16 protein-coding genes are annotated in these 17,139 nt (G+C 63.2%); 8 read left to right on the forward strand and 8 right to left on the reverse strand.

The genetic code is table 11. The features are described 5' to 3' along the window. Positions 1 to 38 precede the first annotated feature (38 nt). The 4 genes from aroE to dprA all read right to left on the reverse strand — a co-directional run bounded on the left by aroE (position 39) and on the right by dprA (position 3,756). Entirely contained in the window at positions 39 to 860 is an 822-nt protein-coding gene (gene aroE / locus KUV41_RS04070; RefSeq protein ID WP_222484431.1) for a shikimate dehydrogenase, read from the reverse strand. A gap of 79 nt (positions 861 to 939) precedes the next feature. Beyond that, a complete protein-coding gene (gene hemF / locus KUV41_RS04075) occupies positions 940 to 1,881 on the reverse strand; it encodes an oxygen-dependent coproporphyrinogen oxidase (protein WP_222484432.1) in 942 nt (313 codons plus the stop codon). An 87-nt stretch (positions 1,882 to 1,968) separates the two neighbouring features. Then, the gene (locus tag KUV41_RS04080) at positions 1,969 to 2,529 is read right to left on the reverse strand and encodes an L-threonylcarbamoyladenylate synthase (protein WP_206941601.1); all 561 of its coding nucleotides are present in this window, start codon (positions 2,527 to 2,529) and stop codon (positions 1,969 to 1,971) included. A 114-nt stretch (positions 2,530 to 2,643) separates the two neighbouring features. Continuing rightward, positions 2,644 to 3,756: a DNA-processing protein DprA gene (dprA, locus tag KUV41_RS04085; protein WP_222484434.1), complete on the reverse strand. Its 1,113-nt coding sequence runs from the start codon at positions 3,754 to 3,756 to the stop codon at positions 2,644 to 2,646. 401 nt (positions 3,757 to 4,157) lie between these two features. On the opposite strand from dprA, the gene def reads away from it, so the two are divergent. The 6 genes from def (at position 4,158) to KUV41_RS04115 (ending at position 10,602) form a co-directional block, all read left to right on the forward strand. Next, on the forward strand, positions 4,158 to 4,670 hold the full coding sequence (def, locus tag KUV41_RS04090) for a peptide deformylase (protein ID WP_206941611.1): 513 nt from the start codon (positions 4,158 to 4,160) through the stop codon (positions 4,668 to 4,670). Between the two features lie 121 nt (positions 4,671 to 4,791). Then, the gene (fmt, locus tag KUV41_RS04095; RefSeq protein WP_222484436.1) at positions 4,792 to 5,769 is read left to right on the forward strand and encodes a methionyl-tRNA formyltransferase; all 978 of its coding nucleotides are present in this window, start codon (positions 4,792 to 4,794) and stop codon (positions 5,767 to 5,769) included. Between the two features lie 92 nt (positions 5,770 to 5,861). Then, on the forward strand, positions 5,862 to 7,166 hold the full coding sequence (gene rsmB / locus KUV41_RS04100; protein WP_222162890.1) for a 16S rRNA (cytosine(967)-C(5))-methyltransferase RsmB: 1,305 nt from the start codon (positions 5,862 to 5,864) through the stop codon (positions 7,164 to 7,166). A gap of 89 nt (positions 7,167 to 7,255) precedes the next feature. Next, positions 7,256 to 7,462: a dodecin gene (locus KUV41_RS04105; RefSeq protein WP_206941615.1), complete on the forward strand. Its 207-nt coding sequence runs from the start codon at positions 7,256 to 7,258 to the stop codon at positions 7,460 to 7,462. Positions 7,463 to 7,636: 174 nt separating this feature from the next. Beyond that, positions 7,637 to 9,010, forward strand: a complete 1,374-nt coding sequence (gene trkA, locus KUV41_RS04110; protein ID WP_206941617.1) for a Trk system potassium transporter TrkA — start codon at positions 7,637 to 7,639, stop codon at positions 9,008 to 9,010. A gap of 143 nt (positions 9,011 to 9,153) precedes the next feature. Continuing rightward, entirely contained in the window at positions 9,154 to 10,602 is a 1,449-nt protein-coding gene (locus KUV41_RS04115; protein WP_206941618.1) for a TrkH family potassium uptake protein, read from the forward strand. A gap of 26 nt (positions 10,603 to 10,628) precedes the next feature. On the opposite strand, the gene KUV41_RS04120 is transcribed toward KUV41_RS04115, so the two are convergent. Next, positions 10,629 to 11,537: a LysR family transcriptional regulator gene (locus KUV41_RS04120; protein WP_315900539.1), complete on the reverse strand. Its 909-nt coding sequence runs from the start codon at positions 11,535 to 11,537 to the stop codon at positions 10,629 to 10,631. Between the two features lie 93 nt (positions 11,538 to 11,630). Here KUV41_RS04120 and KUV41_RS04125 point away from each other — a divergent pair, with 93 nt between their 5' ends. Together KUV41_RS04125 and KUV41_RS04130 are read left to right on the forward strand one after the other, a co-directional pair. Continuing rightward, positions 11,631 to 12,167: a lactoylglutathione lyase family protein gene (locus tag KUV41_RS04125; RefSeq protein WP_206941620.1), complete on the forward strand. Its 537-nt coding sequence runs from the start codon at positions 11,631 to 11,633 to the stop codon at positions 12,165 to 12,167. Positions 12,168 to 12,328: 161 nt separating this feature from the next. After that, positions 12,329 to 13,561: a TraB/GumN family protein gene (locus KUV41_RS04130; RefSeq protein WP_206941622.1), complete on the forward strand. Its 1,233-nt coding sequence runs from the start codon at positions 12,329 to 12,331 to the stop codon at positions 13,559 to 13,561. Positions 13,562 to 13,689: 128 nt separating this feature from the next. Here the strand turns inward: KUV41_RS04130 and KUV41_RS04135 are convergent, their stop codons facing one another. The 3 genes from KUV41_RS04135 to KUV41_RS04145 form a co-directional block, all read right to left on the reverse strand. Beyond that, the gene (locus KUV41_RS04135) at positions 13,690 to 15,273 is read right to left on the reverse strand and encodes a hypothetical protein (RefSeq protein ID WP_222484438.1); all 1,584 of its coding nucleotides are present in this window, start codon (positions 15,271 to 15,273) and stop codon (positions 13,690 to 13,692) included. Between the two features lie 183 nt (positions 15,274 to 15,456). Then, a complete protein-coding gene (locus KUV41_RS04140) occupies positions 15,457 to 16,230 on the reverse strand; it encodes a tRNA-uridine aminocarboxypropyltransferase (protein WP_206941817.1) in 774 nt (257 codons plus the stop codon). A gap of 172 nt (positions 16,231 to 16,402) precedes the next feature. Next, positions 16,403 to 17,131: an SIR2 family NAD-dependent protein deacylase gene (locus tag KUV41_RS04145; RefSeq protein ID WP_206941625.1), complete on the reverse strand. Its 729-nt coding sequence runs from the start codon at positions 17,129 to 17,131 to the stop codon at positions 16,403 to 16,405. Positions 17,132 to 17,139: the final 8 nt, after the last annotated feature.

The following is a 17,139-nucleotide window of genomic DNA, read 5'->3' on the forward strand; positions in this document are numbered from 1 at the left end:
CTGCTGTGTGTTGTGGATAGCGGCCATGGCCACGATGGTCAGGCACCCGCCGATAACGCCTGTCGCAACGTCGACAGCACCGGCGCCGTCTCCGGAGCGACGCCTCGCCAACGGGCGAAGGACGCGGCGGCCTGCTCGACCAGCATGCCCAATCCATCGACACTGCGTGCACCACGCTCTGCTGCCCACGCCATGAACACGGTCGGCTCGGCGCCATACATCATGTCGTAGGCCAGCGCGCCCTCGGCGAAGAGATCGTCCGGCAGGGGTGGCAGCTCTCCCGAGAGGCTTGCGCTGGTGCCATTGATGACCAGATCGAAGGGCCCCGCCACACTGTCGAAGCCGCCCCCCCGGATAGTGCCAAGATCGGCAAAATCCTGCGCCAGGGCGCTCGCCTTGGCCGCGGTGCGGTTGGCCACGGTCAAGCCAGCAGGGTCATGGGCCAGCAACGGCGCCAATACCCCACGTACCGCGCCTCCAGCCCCCAGGACCAGGATATTGGCGCCCTGCAAGCGTGCGCCCTGACGCTTCAGATCCGCGACCAGGCCCACACCGTCCGTGGTATCCCCTTCCAGATTGCCGTCAGGCAGCAGACTAAGGGTGTTGACGGCTCCTGCGCGACGGGCCTGCTCGGTCAGCTGAGTGCACAGTCGATACGCTTCCTCCTTGAAGGGGACAGTGACATTGGCCCCCTGTCCCCCGGATGCCACGAACGTCTGCCAAGCGCCGGCAAAGTCATCCAGCGGCGCCTCGATGGCCACGTATTCGATGTTCTCACCTGTCTGGGCTGCAAAGGCCGCATGGATGGCCGGTGATTTGGAGTGACCGATGGGATGGCCGAACACACAATAGCGAGTCATTTCTGCTCCTGAGCAAACACTGCATCAATATCGCGACGGGAGGATCACCGCCCCGCCCACGGCGGGCGCCGGAAGCCGCTCACGGGGAAGCGCTGGTGGCCTGCTCTTGCTCTTCGGCCAGCCAGTCACGAGGGCGCAGGTAATCCTGCAAGGCCGCCTCGGCGCTTCCCTCTGCGGGTCGATAGTCGTATTCCCAGCGCGCCAGCGGCGGCATCGACATCAGAATCGACTCGGTACGACCTCCGCTTTGCAAGCCAAACAGCGTGCCCCGATCCCATACCAAATTGAACTCGACATAGCGTCCGCGCCGATACAGCTGGAAGTCTCGCTGTTGCTGATCCCAGGGCGTATCGCGACGGCGTTCGACAATCGGCAGATAGGCCTCGAGAAAGCCATCTCCCACGGCTTGCTGAAACGCAAAACAGCGATCAAAGCCACCTTCATTGAGGTCATCGAAAAACAGACCGCCCACCCCTCGCGTCTCATCCCGATGCTTGAGGAAGAAGTAGTCGTCACACCAGCGCTTGTAGCGCGGATAGACGTCCTCACCGAAAGGCTCGCAAAGGTCTCTGGCAACGCGGTGCCAATGGCAGGCGTCTTCGTGTTGGGGGTAGAACGGGGTCAGGTCGAAGCCACCACCGAACCACCACACCGGCGCTTCGCCCTCGGCAGTGGCAATGAAGAAGCGCACGTTACCGTGGCTGGTCGGCACATGGGGGTTATGCGGATGCAACACCCAGGATACGCCGATGGCCTGAAAGCCCCTACCCGCAAGTTCCGGCCTGGCGGCGGTGGCTGAGGGAGGCAGGGTTGTGCCGTGCACATGGGAAAAGTTGACGCCGCCCTTCTCGAATAGCGCACCGTCTTCGATGACCCTCGAGCGACCGCCGCCTCCTGCCTCGCGAACCCAGTCGTCCTCACGAAAGTGCGCTTGCCCATCGGCATGCTCCAGCGCCTCGCACAGGCGATCCTGAAGCTCCAGCAGATAGCGTTTGACCACGTCGAGATTTGGCTGTGTCACATCGACTCCGTCGTTGCTTGTCGAATGGGCGTTGTCGCGTCACGCCCCACCCCGGTCTTGTGCAAATACAAGGCTGCCGCGCCATCGTCAGTGGCGCAGCACCTCACCACTGACCAGGTCGCGAATGATACTGGGGCGCGGATTTCCCCCCAGGTCACCGGGCACCACTGCGTCGAGTTCATCGCCGAAGATCCGATGGATATCGGCTTCGCTCATGGCCGGAGGCTCTCCAGCGCGATTGGCAGAGGTCGATACCAGCGGCCCCCCGAAGGCGCGACACAGAGCCTGAACCCCAGGATGATCGCTGACCCGTAGCGCCACCTTGTCATGGCTTCCGCGCACCAGCGCCGGGGTGCGCCCGTTGTCGGGCACGAGCCAGGTGTTGGGCCCAGGCCAGGTGCCCAGTAACAGGGCTCGCTGTTCTGCTGATACGGCGGTCAGCCAGGCATCGAACTGAGCAATATCTGCCGCTACCAGGATGACCCCCTTGGCGGGGTCCCGCTGCTTGAGCGCGAGCAAACGCTTCAGCGCCTCGTCGTTGTCAGGATCGCAGCCCAGCCCCCACACGGCCTCGGTGGGGTAGGCAATCACACCACCACGGCGAAGCACGGCGGTGGCTGAGGTCAGAATGGAATCAGGGTCACTCATGGCATCGAAGTCCGAATCGGCACATCGTGATAAACGGGTTGGAGCCGCATACTAGCATGAGGCACCGGACGCGTCGCACTGCGCCCTGCTTCGCGAGCGGGCGATACTTGGCCTCTAGCTGCCTCCGCCCAGCCTGACCCACCCACCGGCCACCAAGCCGGCGTGTCCCTCTATCTCGAGCAAGGTCAACTCGCGCTGACAGGTGGCGACATCACAACCCGCCAGCCCCATCAGCACATCCACCGGCAATGGCCTGGCACTCAGCAGATCGAGCAGCGAGCGGGCAGCGGCGCCGGATGGCGCCTCACTCCCAGTCGAGGACACTGCCCCCTGACGCGGCCCCCAACTGGCCAGCTCCTCGAACAAGTCATCGGGGTGACGTATCAGGGCGGCTCCCTCACGAATCAGTCGCAGGCAGCCTCTTGCCTGAGGGGAGTGGATAGAGCCAGGTACCGCCAGCACTTCCCGCCCCTGCTCCCCGGCCAGGCGGGCACTGACCAAAGAGCCACTGTGCTCTGCGGCCTCGACCACCAGCACGCCACAGGACACCCCCGTCACAATCCGATTGCGCCGGGGGAAATCCCCGGAATGAGGCCTGCGTCCAGGGGCAGACTCGGCCAGCAACAGGCCACCGTCATCCCGCAGGCGCCGGTACAGTGAGCCATGTTGGCCGGGATAGACGACATCGACACCACCGGCCAGCACGGCAACGCTGCGCCCGCCCACATCCAGAGCTGCGGCCTGAGCCGCGCCATCAATTCCCAGCGCCATGCCACTGACCAGGCACCACCCCGCTTCCGCCAGGCTGATGGCGAAACTGCGTGCATTGACCAGGCCTTCCCGGGTAGGACGCCGCGACCCCACCAGGGCCAGCCGCGGTGGGGTCAGCGCATCCAGATCCCCCAGCGCCCAGAGCACCACAGGGGGATCGGCAATCTGATCGAGCAAGGCCGGCCAGCGTGGATGCCCCGGATGCAGTAAATGACGCTGTTGCCCATGTACCACCCCCTGGGCCTGCCATTCCAGGGCCTCTTCGACAGGCGCCGTCAGCGGGCTGCGGCGTGGGTGCTCCAGCCACAGTCGCAGTGCCGCAGCAGCCATGGGGGGCAAGCCGGGCAACCAGCCTTCCGGCCAGGCAGGATTCAGGGAGCGTAACCGTGCCAGGCGCTTCGGTCCTACCTGGGGAAGCGCTTGCAATACCATCCAACGCTCGAAGTCGGAGTCCATGTCTACCCTCCCTGGGAAACATCGACGCATAGTCAGTGACGCTGTCGCGCCGGTTATTGTTATCGCTGTCGTTCTTGTTGATGTGCTTGCTGATGTTCTTGCTTTGCCGTTGTCGCCCACGCCGCCACTTCCGTCATGGCCGAAGGTGTGGCTGTCAGCGTGGACGTCGCTGGCGCTAACGGCGCTACTTTCGTCGTTGCTTATATTTAGCCAGTGTAGAAGGCCCGCCACGCCGCAAAGCGATGGGCTTCGCCGCAACGCCACGCGGTATCAGGCGATGACGTTTTGAGCATGGTATAGTGGTCGCCTATCAAGCCCATAGACGACAGCGGCTACTGCAACTTGCAGCGCCCCCCTAAAATGGGCATCACGAACTGTACGAACAACGGTGGAACCACAGCATGGCCAGACTCCCCATTCTCGAGTTTCCAGACGAGCGGCTGCGCACCAAGGCGGTTGTCGTGGAGCACGTCGATGACGAAGTCCGCCAGCTGGTCGATGACATGCTGGAAACCATGTACGCAGCCCCTGGCATTGGTCTTGCCGCCACGCAGGTGGATGTGCACCGCAGGGTCATCGTGATCGATGTCAGCGAAGACCAGTCAACGCCGGTCGTGCTGATCAATCCCGAGGTCACGCCGCTGGGCGACGAGCGCGAGCCGATGCAGGAAGGTTGCCTGTCCATTCCTGAGTACTACGCTGAAGTCCCGCGCGCCCTGCGCGTGCACCTGAAGGCGCTGGACCGTGATGGCAATCCCTACGAGCTCGAAGCCGACGGACTGCTGGCCCACTGCATCCAGCACGAACTCGACCATCTCGAGGGCGTACTCTTCGTCGATTACCTGTCGCCGCTCAAGCGCGACCGCGTGATGAAGAAGATGCAGAAGCGCCACCGTCAAATGCAAGGCGCCTGACCCCTACCTCTCCATCGCCATCAAGATGCAAGGCCGATAGCACTCCAAGTGCTATCGGCCTTCGTCGTTGCTCGCGTCTCCGTTACTATTGACTCCGCATTCTTCGGCCAAGGCCCTGAACATGACCCAAGCGCTGCGCGTGATCTTCGCTGGCACGCCTGACTTCGCTGCCGAGAGCCTCTCGGCGGTACTCGACAGTCACCATCAGGTGATTGCCGTCTACACTCAACCAGATCGACCTGCAGGACGCGGTCGCAAACTGACACCTAGCCCGGTGAAGTCACTGGCGTTGTCTCATGACATACCGGTATACCAGCCGGAGCGGCTCAAGGATGCTGAGGAGCAGCAAGCGCTGGCAGCCTTGGAGGCAGATGTCATGGTGGTGGTGGCCTACGGCTTGATCCTGCCGCTTCCCGTGCTCGAAGCCCCCCGCCTTGGATGCCTCAACGTGCATGCCTCACTACTGCCACGTTGGCGCGGCGCTGCACCGATCCAGCGAGCCATTGAAGCCGGCGACAGCGAAAGCGGTGTGACCATCATGCAGATGGACGAAGGCCTGGATACCGGCGACATGCTGATGATCCGCCGCACCGAGATCAGCAATACCACGACGGGTGGCGAGCTTCACGACCGCCTGGCCAGCCTGGGGGGCAAAGCCATTGTCGATGCCCTTGATCAGCTTGCCGCAGGCGAGCTGACGCCGACGCCCCAGCCGGATAGCGGCGTGACCTACGCCGCCAAGCTGAGCAAGGCCGAGGCGGAACTGGACTTTCGCCAGGATGCACAAACGCTCGCCGCGCGAGTGCGGGCGTTCAATCCGTGGCCTGTCACCTGGTGTGCCCTGGGCGATGACCGCCTGCGCATTCATCTGGCAGACGCCGTGGACAGCGCTGACGCGGCTACACCAGGCACCATCGTCAAGGCGGAAGGAGAGCTGCTGGTCGCCTGTGGTCAAGATGGCCGCGAGCGCCTGCGCATCACCCATGCCCAGCTGCCCGGTGGCAAGGCGCTGCCGATCAATGAGCTGCTACGTGCCCGAGCCGAGCGTTTCGCCGTAGGCGCCTGCCTGGGCCAGCCGCAAACGGAGGCCAGCGAATGAGCGATTCCCGCCCACGCCAGCACGGCCAGCGCAACGCTCGCCAGCGCAAGCCCGATCAGCAAAGCCGTGCCCACACCAATGCACGCAGAGACATGGGTGACTGTGTTCGAGCTGCAGCAGCGAAGGCGCTGGTTCCGGTCATTACCGGCAAGGGCTCGCTGTCTTCTCTGGATGATCATCAGGTCGTGGCTCGCGACAGGGCGTTGTTCAAGGCGATGTGCTTTGGTGTCTGCCGGACGCTGCCCAGACTGGAAGCGCTGGCGGACCAGTTACTGGAAAAGCCCTTCAAGACTCGCGACGCCGACATTCAGGCGCTGCTGCTGCTCGGCATCTTCCAACTGCTGTACCTGCGCATTCCCGCCCATGCGGCGGTAGGCGAGACCGCAGGGGCCGCTCGCCTGCAGGGCAAGGCCTGGGCAACCCGCGTTCTTAACGGCTGCCTGCGCCGTCTGCAGCGCGAATCCTCAACACTGGAAGCAGAAGTCGACCGTGACCCTGCAGTGGCCTTGCTGCATCCGCGCTGGTGGCTCAAGGCGCTGCGCCAGGCGTGGCCTGACGACTGGCGCGATATCTGTGAGGCCAATAACCAGCCAGGCCCAATGACCCTGCGCGTCAACCGTCGCCACAACGACCGAGAGCAGTATCTGGACATCCTCGACGGTGCCGGGATCAGCGCACGTCTGTGTTCACACGCGCCTGACGGCTTGATCCTGGATGCCCCTCGCGATGTGGACAGCCTGCCAGGCTTCGCCGAGGGCCATGTCAGCGTCCAGGATGAAGCCGCCCAGCTGGCCGCTGTGCTGCTGGGCCCTGTCATCGCCCCTCGCCCCGGCGCGAGAGTCCTGGATGCCTGCTGTGCACCTGGCGGCAAGACCGCTCACCTGCTTGAGCTGTTCGACATTGATCTGCATGCCATCGACTCCGACGCTGCACGTCTTGCCCGTGTGGAAGACACCCTGACTCGCCTCGGACTCTCGGCCACCCTGGCCCAGGGTGATGGTACCCAGCGGGACTGGTGGGATGGCACGCTGTTCGATGCCATCTTGCTTGACGCTCCCTGCTCGGGCAGCGGAGTCATCCGCCGTCATCCCGACATCAAGCGCTTGCGCCGTGCCAGCGACATCCGCCAGCTGGCCGAGTTGCAGCAGGCCTTGCTCGATAACCTGTGGCCGCTGCTCAAGCCCGGCGGCACCTTGTTGTACGCCACCTGCTCGGTCCTGCCGGAAGAGAATCGCGACCAGATTCGCGCCTTTCTTGAGCGGACTGAGGATGCCAGCGCCAACATGCCTTCCGACATTGCCTGGGGCCAGACATCAGGAGCCGGACGCCAACTGTTACCGAAGATCGACAGTCACGACGGTTTCTTCTATGCCAGACTGGTCAAGGCAACCCACTGAGCCACACGGCAGCAGGGTTGCTTGCCCGCCCCAGGCCGCTGTTGTCCGGGTGGGCGGTCCCACGACGTCTACCGCTACAGGGAGTATGTATGAGCCAACACGTGTACAAGCAGATCGAGTTGACCGGTTCGTCCGAGACAAGCATCGAAGACGCGGTCCAGCGCGCCATCACCAAGGCGTCTGAGACGGTGCATGACCTGCGCTGGTTCGAGGTGACCGAAACACGCGGGCACATCGAAAACGGCCGGGTCGCCCACTGGCAGGTGACGTTGAAGGTCGGCTTTACCCTGGACTGATCCAGCGATCAGCTCTCCCCGGAGATACCTGGGCTTGCATACTGACGGGCCTTCGGTGTTTCCTTTCGGCACAGGGCGGGAGACATCCCGCCCTGTTGGTCTGTTCAGGGCTCAGGTATGCTGGCCCTATGTTGCAGCGCACCATGCGCTCTCGACCTCTCTTCGGACACGACGATGAAGATCATCATTCTCGGCGCCGGCCAGGTTGGCGGCACCCTGGCGGAGCATCTGGCCCGCGAGGAGAACGACATCACGGTGGTAGACACCGACGGTGAGCGTCTGCGCGAGCTGCATACGCGGCTGGATATTCGCACGGTTTCCGGGGCGGCCTCCTACCCCATGGTGCTGCGTCAGGCAGGCTGTGAAGATGCCGACATGCTGATCGCCGTGACCAACTCCGATGAAGTCAACATGATCGCCTGTCAGGTGGCCCATACCCTGTTTCGCACACCGACCAAGATCGCCCGTGTGCGCGCCACGGCCTACCTCGCCCGCAAGGGCCTGTTTGCCCATGAGGCCGTCCCTATCGACGTGCTGATCAGTCCCGAGCAAGTCGTCACTGATCACATCCGGCGCCTGATCGAGCATCCTGGTGCCTTGCAGGTGCTGGAATTCGCCGGGGGCCTGGTCCAGCTGGTGGCGGTCAAGGCCTTCTACGGTGGCCCGCTGGTCGGCCAGGAGCTTGGCTTCCTGCGCCGTCACATGCCCAGCGTCGACACACGCGTTGCCGCCATCTATCGCCGCAATCGCCCGATCATTCCCCGCGGCGACACGGTCATCGAAGCCGACGACGAGGTCTTCTTTATCGCCGCACGCCGTGATATCCGTGCCGTGATGAGTGAGTTGCGACGGCTCGACCGGGATTTCCGCCGCGTCGTGATCGCCGGTGGCGGCAACATCGGCGAGCGCCTGGCCGAACATCTCGAGCACAGCCACCAGGTCAAGATGATTGAACACAGCCTGGACCGCTGCACCCAGCTGTCAGAACGCCTTGACCGCACCGTGGTGCTGCACGGCAGTGCCACCAGCAAGCGGCTGCTGGAAGAAGAGAACATCGAAGACTGCGATATCTTCTGTGCGCTGACCAACGACGACGAGGTCAACATCATGTCGTCGATGCTGGCCAAGCGGATGGGGGCCAAGAAGGTTCTCACCCTGATCAACAACGCGGCCTACGTCGACCTGGTCCAGGGTGGCGAAATCGATATCGCCATCTCGCCTCAGCAGGCCACGATTGGCAGCCTCCTCACCCACGTTCGCCGCGGCGACATCGTCAACGTGCACTCGCTGCGCCGGGGTGCCGCGGAGGCCATCGAGGCGATTGCCCATGGCGACAGCCAGTCATCGCGAGTGGTGGGACGCGCCATCGGCGACATCGATCTCCCCGGGGGCTCGACCATCGGCGCCATCGTGCGCGGCAAGGAGGTCTTGATCGCCCATGACGACGTGGTAGTGGAAAGCGGCGACCATGTCATCCTGTTCGTGGTCGATAAACGCAAGATTCGTGACGTCGAGCGCCTGTTCCAGGTCGGGCTGACGTTCTTCTGATGCGCATGGCGTTACCTCGAGAGACGACCATCGAGTTACCACAAGGAGAGCCGCCGCATGAGTCCGTTCCCGACCGGGCTTGAGACGACGACCCGTTCACTGACATCTTCCCCTTGCGCTACTTTGCACAGGAGCCGGATGGCATGAGCCTGAGAATGATTCTGCGTATTCTCGGGCTGCTGCTGATGATGTTCAGCCTGACCATGGTGCCGCCCATCGCCATTTCGCTGCTGTTCGGCGATGGCACCTGGGACGCCTTTCTGATCGCCATTGCCATCACCGTGTTCACCGGTGCTGCGATGTTTCTGCCGAATCGACATGCTCGGCGGGAGCTGCGGACCCGTGACGGCTTCCTGATCGCCGCCATGTTCTGGACGGTACTGGGGCTGTTCGGTTCCCTGCCACTGATGCTGACGGGAAGCACGGCGCTGTCTTTTACTGATGCCGTTTTCGAATCCTTCTCTGGGCTGACGACCACGGGTGCGACGGTCATTACCGGCATCGACTTCCTGCCGGAGGCCATCCTCTACTATCGTCAGCAGCTGCAGTGGCTAGGCGGCATGGGCATCGTGGTCCTGGCGGTCGCCATTCTGCCGACCCTCGGCGTCGGCGGCATGGCGCTGTATCGCACGGAGATTCCGGGACCGCTCAAGGACTCCAAGCTGACCCCTCGGATCACCGAGACCGCCAAGGCACTGTGGTACATCTATGCCACCCTGACGCTAGCCTGCATGCTCGCCTACATGGCGGCGGGCATGGATTGGTTCGATGCGCTGGGCCATAGTTTTTCCACGGTCGCCATCGGTGGCTTCTCGACCCATGACGCCAGCATTGGCTACTTCGACAGCGCCTTGATCGAAGCGATCTGTGTGGTATTCATGCTGATCTCGGCGCTCAGCTTCAGCCTGCACTTCCTGGCCTGGCGCGAGCGCCGCATCAGCCACTACTGGGAAGACTCCGAGGCACGGTTTTTGCTGCTGTACCTGACCGGCCTGGCGGCTATCACCGTCATCGTGCTGTGGCTGACCGGCACCGAGGAGACCACGGTCGGCCTGCGCCACGGCATCTTTGAGGTGGTCTCGGTCGCGACCACGGCCGGATTCTCGGTGGCCGACTTTTCTGCCTGGCCAGGCGCCTTGCCGCTACTCCTGTTCATCGCCGCCTTTGTCGGCGCAAGCTCAGGCTCTACCGGTGGCGGCATGAAGGTCATTCGCATCATCCTGATCATCAAGCAGGGAATGCGCGAGATCATGCGCTTGATTCACCCCAACGCCGTGATCGCCGTCAAGATTGGCAAGGTCAGCGTGCCTGACGGCATTGCACAGGCGGTCTGGGGGTTCTTCTCGGCCTACGTCCTGCTGTTCTTCCTGATGCTGGTCGGGGTCATGGCCACCGGCGTTGACCAGGTCACGGCCTGGTCCACCGTAGGCTCCGCGCTCAACAACCTGGGCCCGGCGCTGGGTGAAGCCAGCCTGCACTACGGCGATATGCCGGCGATGGCCAAATGGATCCTGGTGATGGCCATGCTGATGGGACGCCTGGAGATCTTTACCGTACTGGTACTGTTCACACCCGCTTTCTGGCGCAAATAGTGCGGACTCCTGGGCCGCGTCGACGCTCAAGCGTGTCCGCCTGCCGACCTGCCCGCTTCAGCGTCGGCAGCCGTCCCCATCACCAGCAGGGCACGCTCGGCTCTGGACGATAGCGGCCATTCAGCCCGATGTATCAGGTAGAGGGTATCCGCCACCTCGGGCTGCCCCGTCACCACCCGAAGGGAGGCCTGCTGCTCAAACGCCTGACGGGCGAAGCGTGGCAGCACGGTAAAGCCCAGCCCCTCCGCTACCGGCGCCAGAATCAAGCCGATCTGATTGGTGAAGCCGCTGATTGGCCAGTGGGCATAGCCGGGGGAGCCCGGAAAGCGTCGGCTCAACAGTCGAGACGCCAGCGCCTTGCCATCCGGATGGTCGATGAACCCCAGCGACATCAGGTCATCCCAGCGCTCTACCTTTACGGCGGCAGGCACGATCAGCTCCAGCGGTTCCGTCGCAAACTCGCTGACGGTCAGCCTCGGGTCATCGGGACACTCGATGACCAGCCCCATCTCTACCCGCGCCGCCAACACCGCGTCGATGATGTCCTGGGTCGGCCCGAAGCGATGTCGAATGCACAGGCCAGGCGAGCGCTTCTGCAGCTCCAGCAGCCGGGGATACAGCGCCAGGCCGATGCTCCCCGGCGTCATCAGACTTATCTCGCCATGATCATCGCGATCCCCGGCCAGACGCAGCTTAAGCCGCTGGTCCACCTCCGCACGCTCCCCCAGATAGTCGACCAGGGCGTGCCCCGCCGGGGTCAGTTCGAGCTGCCGCGGCCGTCGGATGAACAGCGCCCCTAGCTCGGCTTCAAGTTTCTGTACATGCTGACTGACGGCCGCCTGGGTGAGCTCCAGTTGATCGGCAGCCCTGGTGAAGCTTCCCTGTTCGACCAGGGCATGAAAAGAACGTAGCCAGAGCGGATTAAGCATAAGCATCTATTATCACCACCATAAGCGGCACACTATTTTCATTATAGCCATCACCGCCCAGACTGTGTGCATTCACTCCACAGCAAGAGGCAACGAGACATGAGCTCATCCCATCAGGACCGCCCCAACTATCCACGCAGCTTCTCCCATATCGGCATCTCGGTACCGGACGTCGAGGCGGCCGTGGCGTTCTACACCGAGGTCCTGGGCTGGTACCAGATCATGGCCCCCACCACCATCGAGGAAGACGACTCCGCCATTGGCGAGATGTGCACCGATGTCTTCGGGCCTGGCTGGGGCAGCTTCCGCATCGCGCACCTGTCCACGGGTGATCGCGTCGGTGTCGAACTCTTCGAGTTTGCCAACCATGAAGATCCCGAGAACAATTTCGAATACTGGAAAACCGGCGTCTTCCATTTCTGCGTGCAAGATCCGGACGTGGAAGGGCTGGCGGAGCGCATCGTCGCCGCCGGCGGCAAGAAGCGCATGCCCAAGGTCCGTGAATACTATCCCGGGGAAAAGCCCTACCGGATGATCTACATGGAAGACCCCTTCGGCAACATCCTCGAGATCTACTCCCACAGCTATGAATTGACCTACTCGGCCGGCGCCTATCAGGACGAGAGCAACGCGTGACATGGTGATCGACAGGCCTGGGATGGGTACCCTCAAGCCCCTCCTTGCGTCACGAATCATGACAATAGCGTGATTTGCCGACGGACAGGGCAGGCCATGTTTGGCCTGCCCTGCTGGTTCATGGATAATCGATCCTTCACATTCTTCAGGCCTCGAGGCCCATGAGCGAGATCGACGACACCGTACTGGCCGAGCGGCCGGAGACCCAAGGCGGCCCACGCCGCGATATCACCGTTGGCGAGACCACCTTCACCTTGCTCGGTACCGCCCACGTCAGCGCCGAAAGCGCCGACGAGGTTCGCTCGCTGATCGATTCAGGCGACTTCGATGCCGTGGCTATCGAACTCTGCGATGCCAGACACAGCAACCTGGCCAACCCTGACGCCCTGGCGGAACAGGATCTGTTCCAGATCTTTCGCCAGGGCAAGGCCGGGATGGTAGCGGCGAACCTGGCGCTCGGGGCATTCCAGCAACGTATCGCAGAACAGTCAGGCATCGAGCCGGGGGCCGAGATGCGTGCCGCCCTGGAGGCCAGCCAGCGCCACCAGCTCCCGCTGTTGCTGATCGATCGCGACGTGGGCCTGACGCTGAAAAGGATCTACCAGAATGTTCCCTGGTGGCAGCGTTTTAGCTTGATGTCCGGGCTACTGGGCAGCGTGCTGTCCCGCCAGGAAGTGTCGGCAGAGGAAGTGGAGCGCCTCAAGCAGGGTGACGTGCTGGAGTCGACCTTCAGTGAGTTTGCCGCTGAATCCGAAACCCTGTTCACCCCGCTGATCAGCGAGCGTGATCGTTACATGGTCATGCGCCTGGCCCAGCAATGCCCGCCAGGCAAGTTCCGGCGAGTGCTGGTGGTGATAGGCGCGGGTCACCTCAAGGGCATGGCGGAGCACCTCGAGGGCCCTCCCTCTCAGGCTCCAGACGAGGAAATCGCCGCGCTGGAGGCCACGCGTCCCGCCTCCAAGGTGTGGAAGATGGTGCCCTGGATCATCACCGCACTGGTCCTCACGGGCTTCGCCATCGGCTTCTCGCGCAACACCGAGCTTGGCTGGCAGCTGGTGGCAGAGTGGTTCATCATCAACGGTGCGCTGTCGGGCATCGCCACCCTGTTCGCCCTGGCGCATCCCGTCACGGTCATCGCCACCGTCTTTGCCGCGCCGCTGACCTCGCTTAACCCGACCATCGGCGCAGGCTTCGTCGCTGCAGGCGTGGAGCTGGCCATGCGCAAGCCCAAGGTGCGTGACTTCTCCACGCTGCGCCACGATGTGACCGAGGTGAAGGGCTGGTGGAGGAACCGTGTGTCCCGCACGCTACTGGTCTTCCTGACCGCCACACTAGGGTCCGCTGCGGGCACCTGGATCGCCGGTTTCCGGATCGCCGGCAGCCTGTTCGGCTAAGCGGACCATCGATCGCATCCACCTCGCCGTCGCTGACGCGGCGGGGTGGAAGGCGCCTGTCACCCGCTAAGCGTTGCTCTGGACCATCCTGCGTTCCCGCCCCCTCCACTGTCCCACCGCGGCAATCGTCAGCTCTGCTGCCGCCCGCTCACTCGTAATCTCATGTTTTCCTCCAGCGCCGATGTCTCGGTGCGGCTGCAGATCCAGTCATGCACCAAACGACCTCGATAGTAGGTTTCCTGCACCGCGCCACTCATGCCTTCTGCAGGAGCCGAGATCGCCTGGCGATAGGCTCTGACGACGCCTGCAGGCAAGCCAGCCGCCCATGCGCCAAGTACTGGCGACGACGCCTCCTGGCGATCCAGCAACTGATGAAACTCCTGCATGGGCAGACGCAATGCCGGCAGGGCTGCGTCCAGCAGGCCGCATATCGTCCGAAAGCCATCTAGCTCCTGGCGCTCCCTGTCGGGGTCAAGGTATTCCAGCCGCGTCGCCAGATCCTCGAGAGACTCCATCAAGATGCGACACCCGGGGTCCACGGCCAGCAAATTGACCCGGGGCGTCCCCTCTCTGACCTCCGCCAACCGCTGCAAGAACGCATCGGCGCCGTGGTTGACCAGGATCCTGCCTAGGGCCAGGCGCAGGTAGTGGAAGAACTGGCCCGGCCCCTCAGAGCGGTCCCGCTGATAGCGCGCCAGAGCCCAGTCCAGCATGCCGCCTAGACTCCAGCGTCGCACTACCCCGTGGCGGCAGAAGCAGCGCTCGTTGAGCGCAGTGGGTCGCTGGCCTTGGCGCCGCTGAAAGGTATCTTTCAATTGGGTCATCAAACCTGCGGGATCTATCAAACCCCGTTCCACGATGGCCTCGAGCCGGGCCAGGGTCTGCGCGATGGCATCGGCGGCATCGACCAGGTAGGCGGCCGGGTGACGGCTTCGATGGGTCAGTCCCAGCGCCCCACGCATGGCCGTTTCGATAGCGGCCTCACTACGGTAGCTGTTGCCCGTAAAAGGCCCAGACAGGGCCTGCTCGGGCCATGGTTCATGCCGTCCTAGCAATGTTGCGCTCTGCGCATGGGTCAGGCTGATACCTTCCAGGGTCACAATGCTGCGCAAGGCCTGGGCACGTGCATCAAAGCGGCATAGCTCCGCCAGCACCGCGTGCCCCTCCTTCTTGTCGACGGACAGCCCCCCTGCCGTCATTCCTCCAAACTCCGGCAGGTGGCTGTCGAACCAGCCACACACGGCAAGCTCTCCCGCCTGACCGAAGGGAGGACGACCGACATCGCAAAGCAGGCAGCCAACGTCGACCAGACAGCCGAGCGCAGTGTCGAGTCCTGTCAGTTCGTGCCTGGCGGGCTCCTGCTCAGTCAGCTCTTTTTCTGCCAGTTCGTGCCTGGCCAGTTCGTGCTTAGCCAGGTTGCCGTGGAGCTTGCGATAAATCAGGTGGACGATACGGCGACCCACTTGCTGACGTTCAAGCGCCAGCGACAGCAACCGTCGATCGCTGTCCTGGGCCAGGATTCCCCCCTGCTGCGGGAGCAACTGCAGTCGACGAACGCTGGCGCTATGAATGACCCGAGAACGATCCTTGTCGAGACGACGCTCGAGCAAAGGAAGCGACAGATCGACCTCCTGTGCATCATACGGCCAGCCACCTAGCCGTTGATCATCGGGCTGTGGCCGACAGGAAAGAAAACGCTGGTGTAGGTGCATGGGGCTCCCCGCGCGTCATCGCGCTCATTATCGTAGTTGTGTCAAAAAGAGAGCCTGTCGCAGAAAAAGTGCAGGCGAACTAAGACATTTACGACAATGAGTGCCCGATTTGCGGGAATAATGATGTAGCTGATCAGCGATTCATCTGCCTAAAACTTCGCATCAGCACATAACGACCGAGTGCTAGCGCCCCTCAGTTGATGAGGATGGTGCCTGCTGAGCTCTCCTCAGCGCTGCCAGCCTTGTCATCGAGGGGGTGGGCGTCTCGATCTTGGTGTAGTGACGACTGGCCGCATAGCTGTCATTGAACACATCAAAGTAGTCGTCGAGCACCTGAGCCGCCGCCACGTCACCGCTTTGCCGCAGCAACTCGGCTGCCACTTCTGCCGTGCACAGGTGTGCCTGGGAGGCCGGCTTGCGCAGCTGATAGCGGGTCAGGCGATCGGTGCGAAGGGGTAACACGGGAAGGTGTTCCAGGTAGGGGCTCTTGCGAAAGATCCGACGTGCCTGGCGCCAGGTGCCGTCCAGTAGAATCAGCACGGGAATGCGCCCGTCTTCCACCTGGGTGACGGCCTCTACCTCTACCACGCGATCCGCGTAGTCAGGCTGGTCGTCAGGAAAGACCACGAAGGGCGCGTAGCGCGGATCAGCGAGCAGGGCCAGCAGGGTGTCATCTGGCGCCGTGCGATACCAGGTGAAGACGCGAGTCGTGGCCAGCACGTCAGCAATCAGCCGTCCGGTGTTGGTGGGCTTGTGATGTTCCAGCGGATGCGTCATCAACCACACCTGCACCCGGCTGTCGGCCTTGGCTTGATAGGGACAGAGGCAGTTGAGTTCCGGCAGATTGCAGCCTTCACAGCGGGTCACGAAGCTGCCGCGCGCCTTGAACTCGCGACGCGGAGGGCGGGGGTGGCCAGTGGCAGGATCGACCGCGGCAGACTCGGCGCCATCGCTCATGGGCGCAGCATCACGTTCGGCGTCGAGCGAGGCGGCAGGGAAAGCATCACAACGGGAATCACACATGGCAAGGAGGGTGCTGAGGCAAAGGGCGCCCAATCTACCACGCCAGACGGAACACGTCAGTCACGCTGCCAGCACCGCGTACCCGCCACGACCGTCGACATCGCTATCAGGCGTTACCTGATGGCGGCACGAACAGGCGCCCCTCACGCTGCCAGTGGCGGGTAAGCGCAGGCACCCCTTCCCCGGCAGGCATCACCCAGCGGGTCACCCCGGCGGGCACCTGCAGACCAGGGTCTGGATCCACCAGCACGCACTGTGCGTCCAGCGGCAGCTCATGGATCAGGGCAGCGGCAGGCATCACCGCCAACGAGGTCCCTACCACCAGCAGCAGATCCGCGTCGGCCACTAGCTCGCAAGCCTCCTGATAGGCGGGAACCGCCTCACCAAACCAGACCACGTCAGGTCGCAGCTGGCTGCCTCGATCGCAGACGTCCCCCATGGCGATGTTGCGCCGTCCAAGGGGGTAGCGCATGCGCTCATCGACGGAGGAACGTGCGACCATGATCTCACCGTGCAAGTGCAGCACCTGGCGCGAACCGGCCCGCTCATGCAGATCATCGATGTTCTGGGTCACGATGCTGACATCGAACCCCAGGGCCTCAAGATTGGCCAACGCACGATGGGCCGCGTTGGGGCGCGCATCCCGCACCTGCTCACGCCGAGCATCGTAGAAACTGAGCACTCGCTGAGGATTTTTCGCCCATCCTTCAGGCGTCGCCACGTCCTCGATCGGATGATTGGCCCACAGGCCATCTGCTGCCCGAAAGGTCTCGATGCCGCTCTCGGCACTGATGCCAGCGCCGGTCAGCACTACCAGGTGAGGAGATTTGGCCATGCAGGCGC

The organism is Halomonas sp. DP8Y7-1 (assembly GCF_019801685.1).
Lineage (GTDB): Bacteria > Pseudomonadota > Gammaproteobacteria > Pseudomonadales > Halomonadaceae > Halomonas > Halomonas litopenaei_A.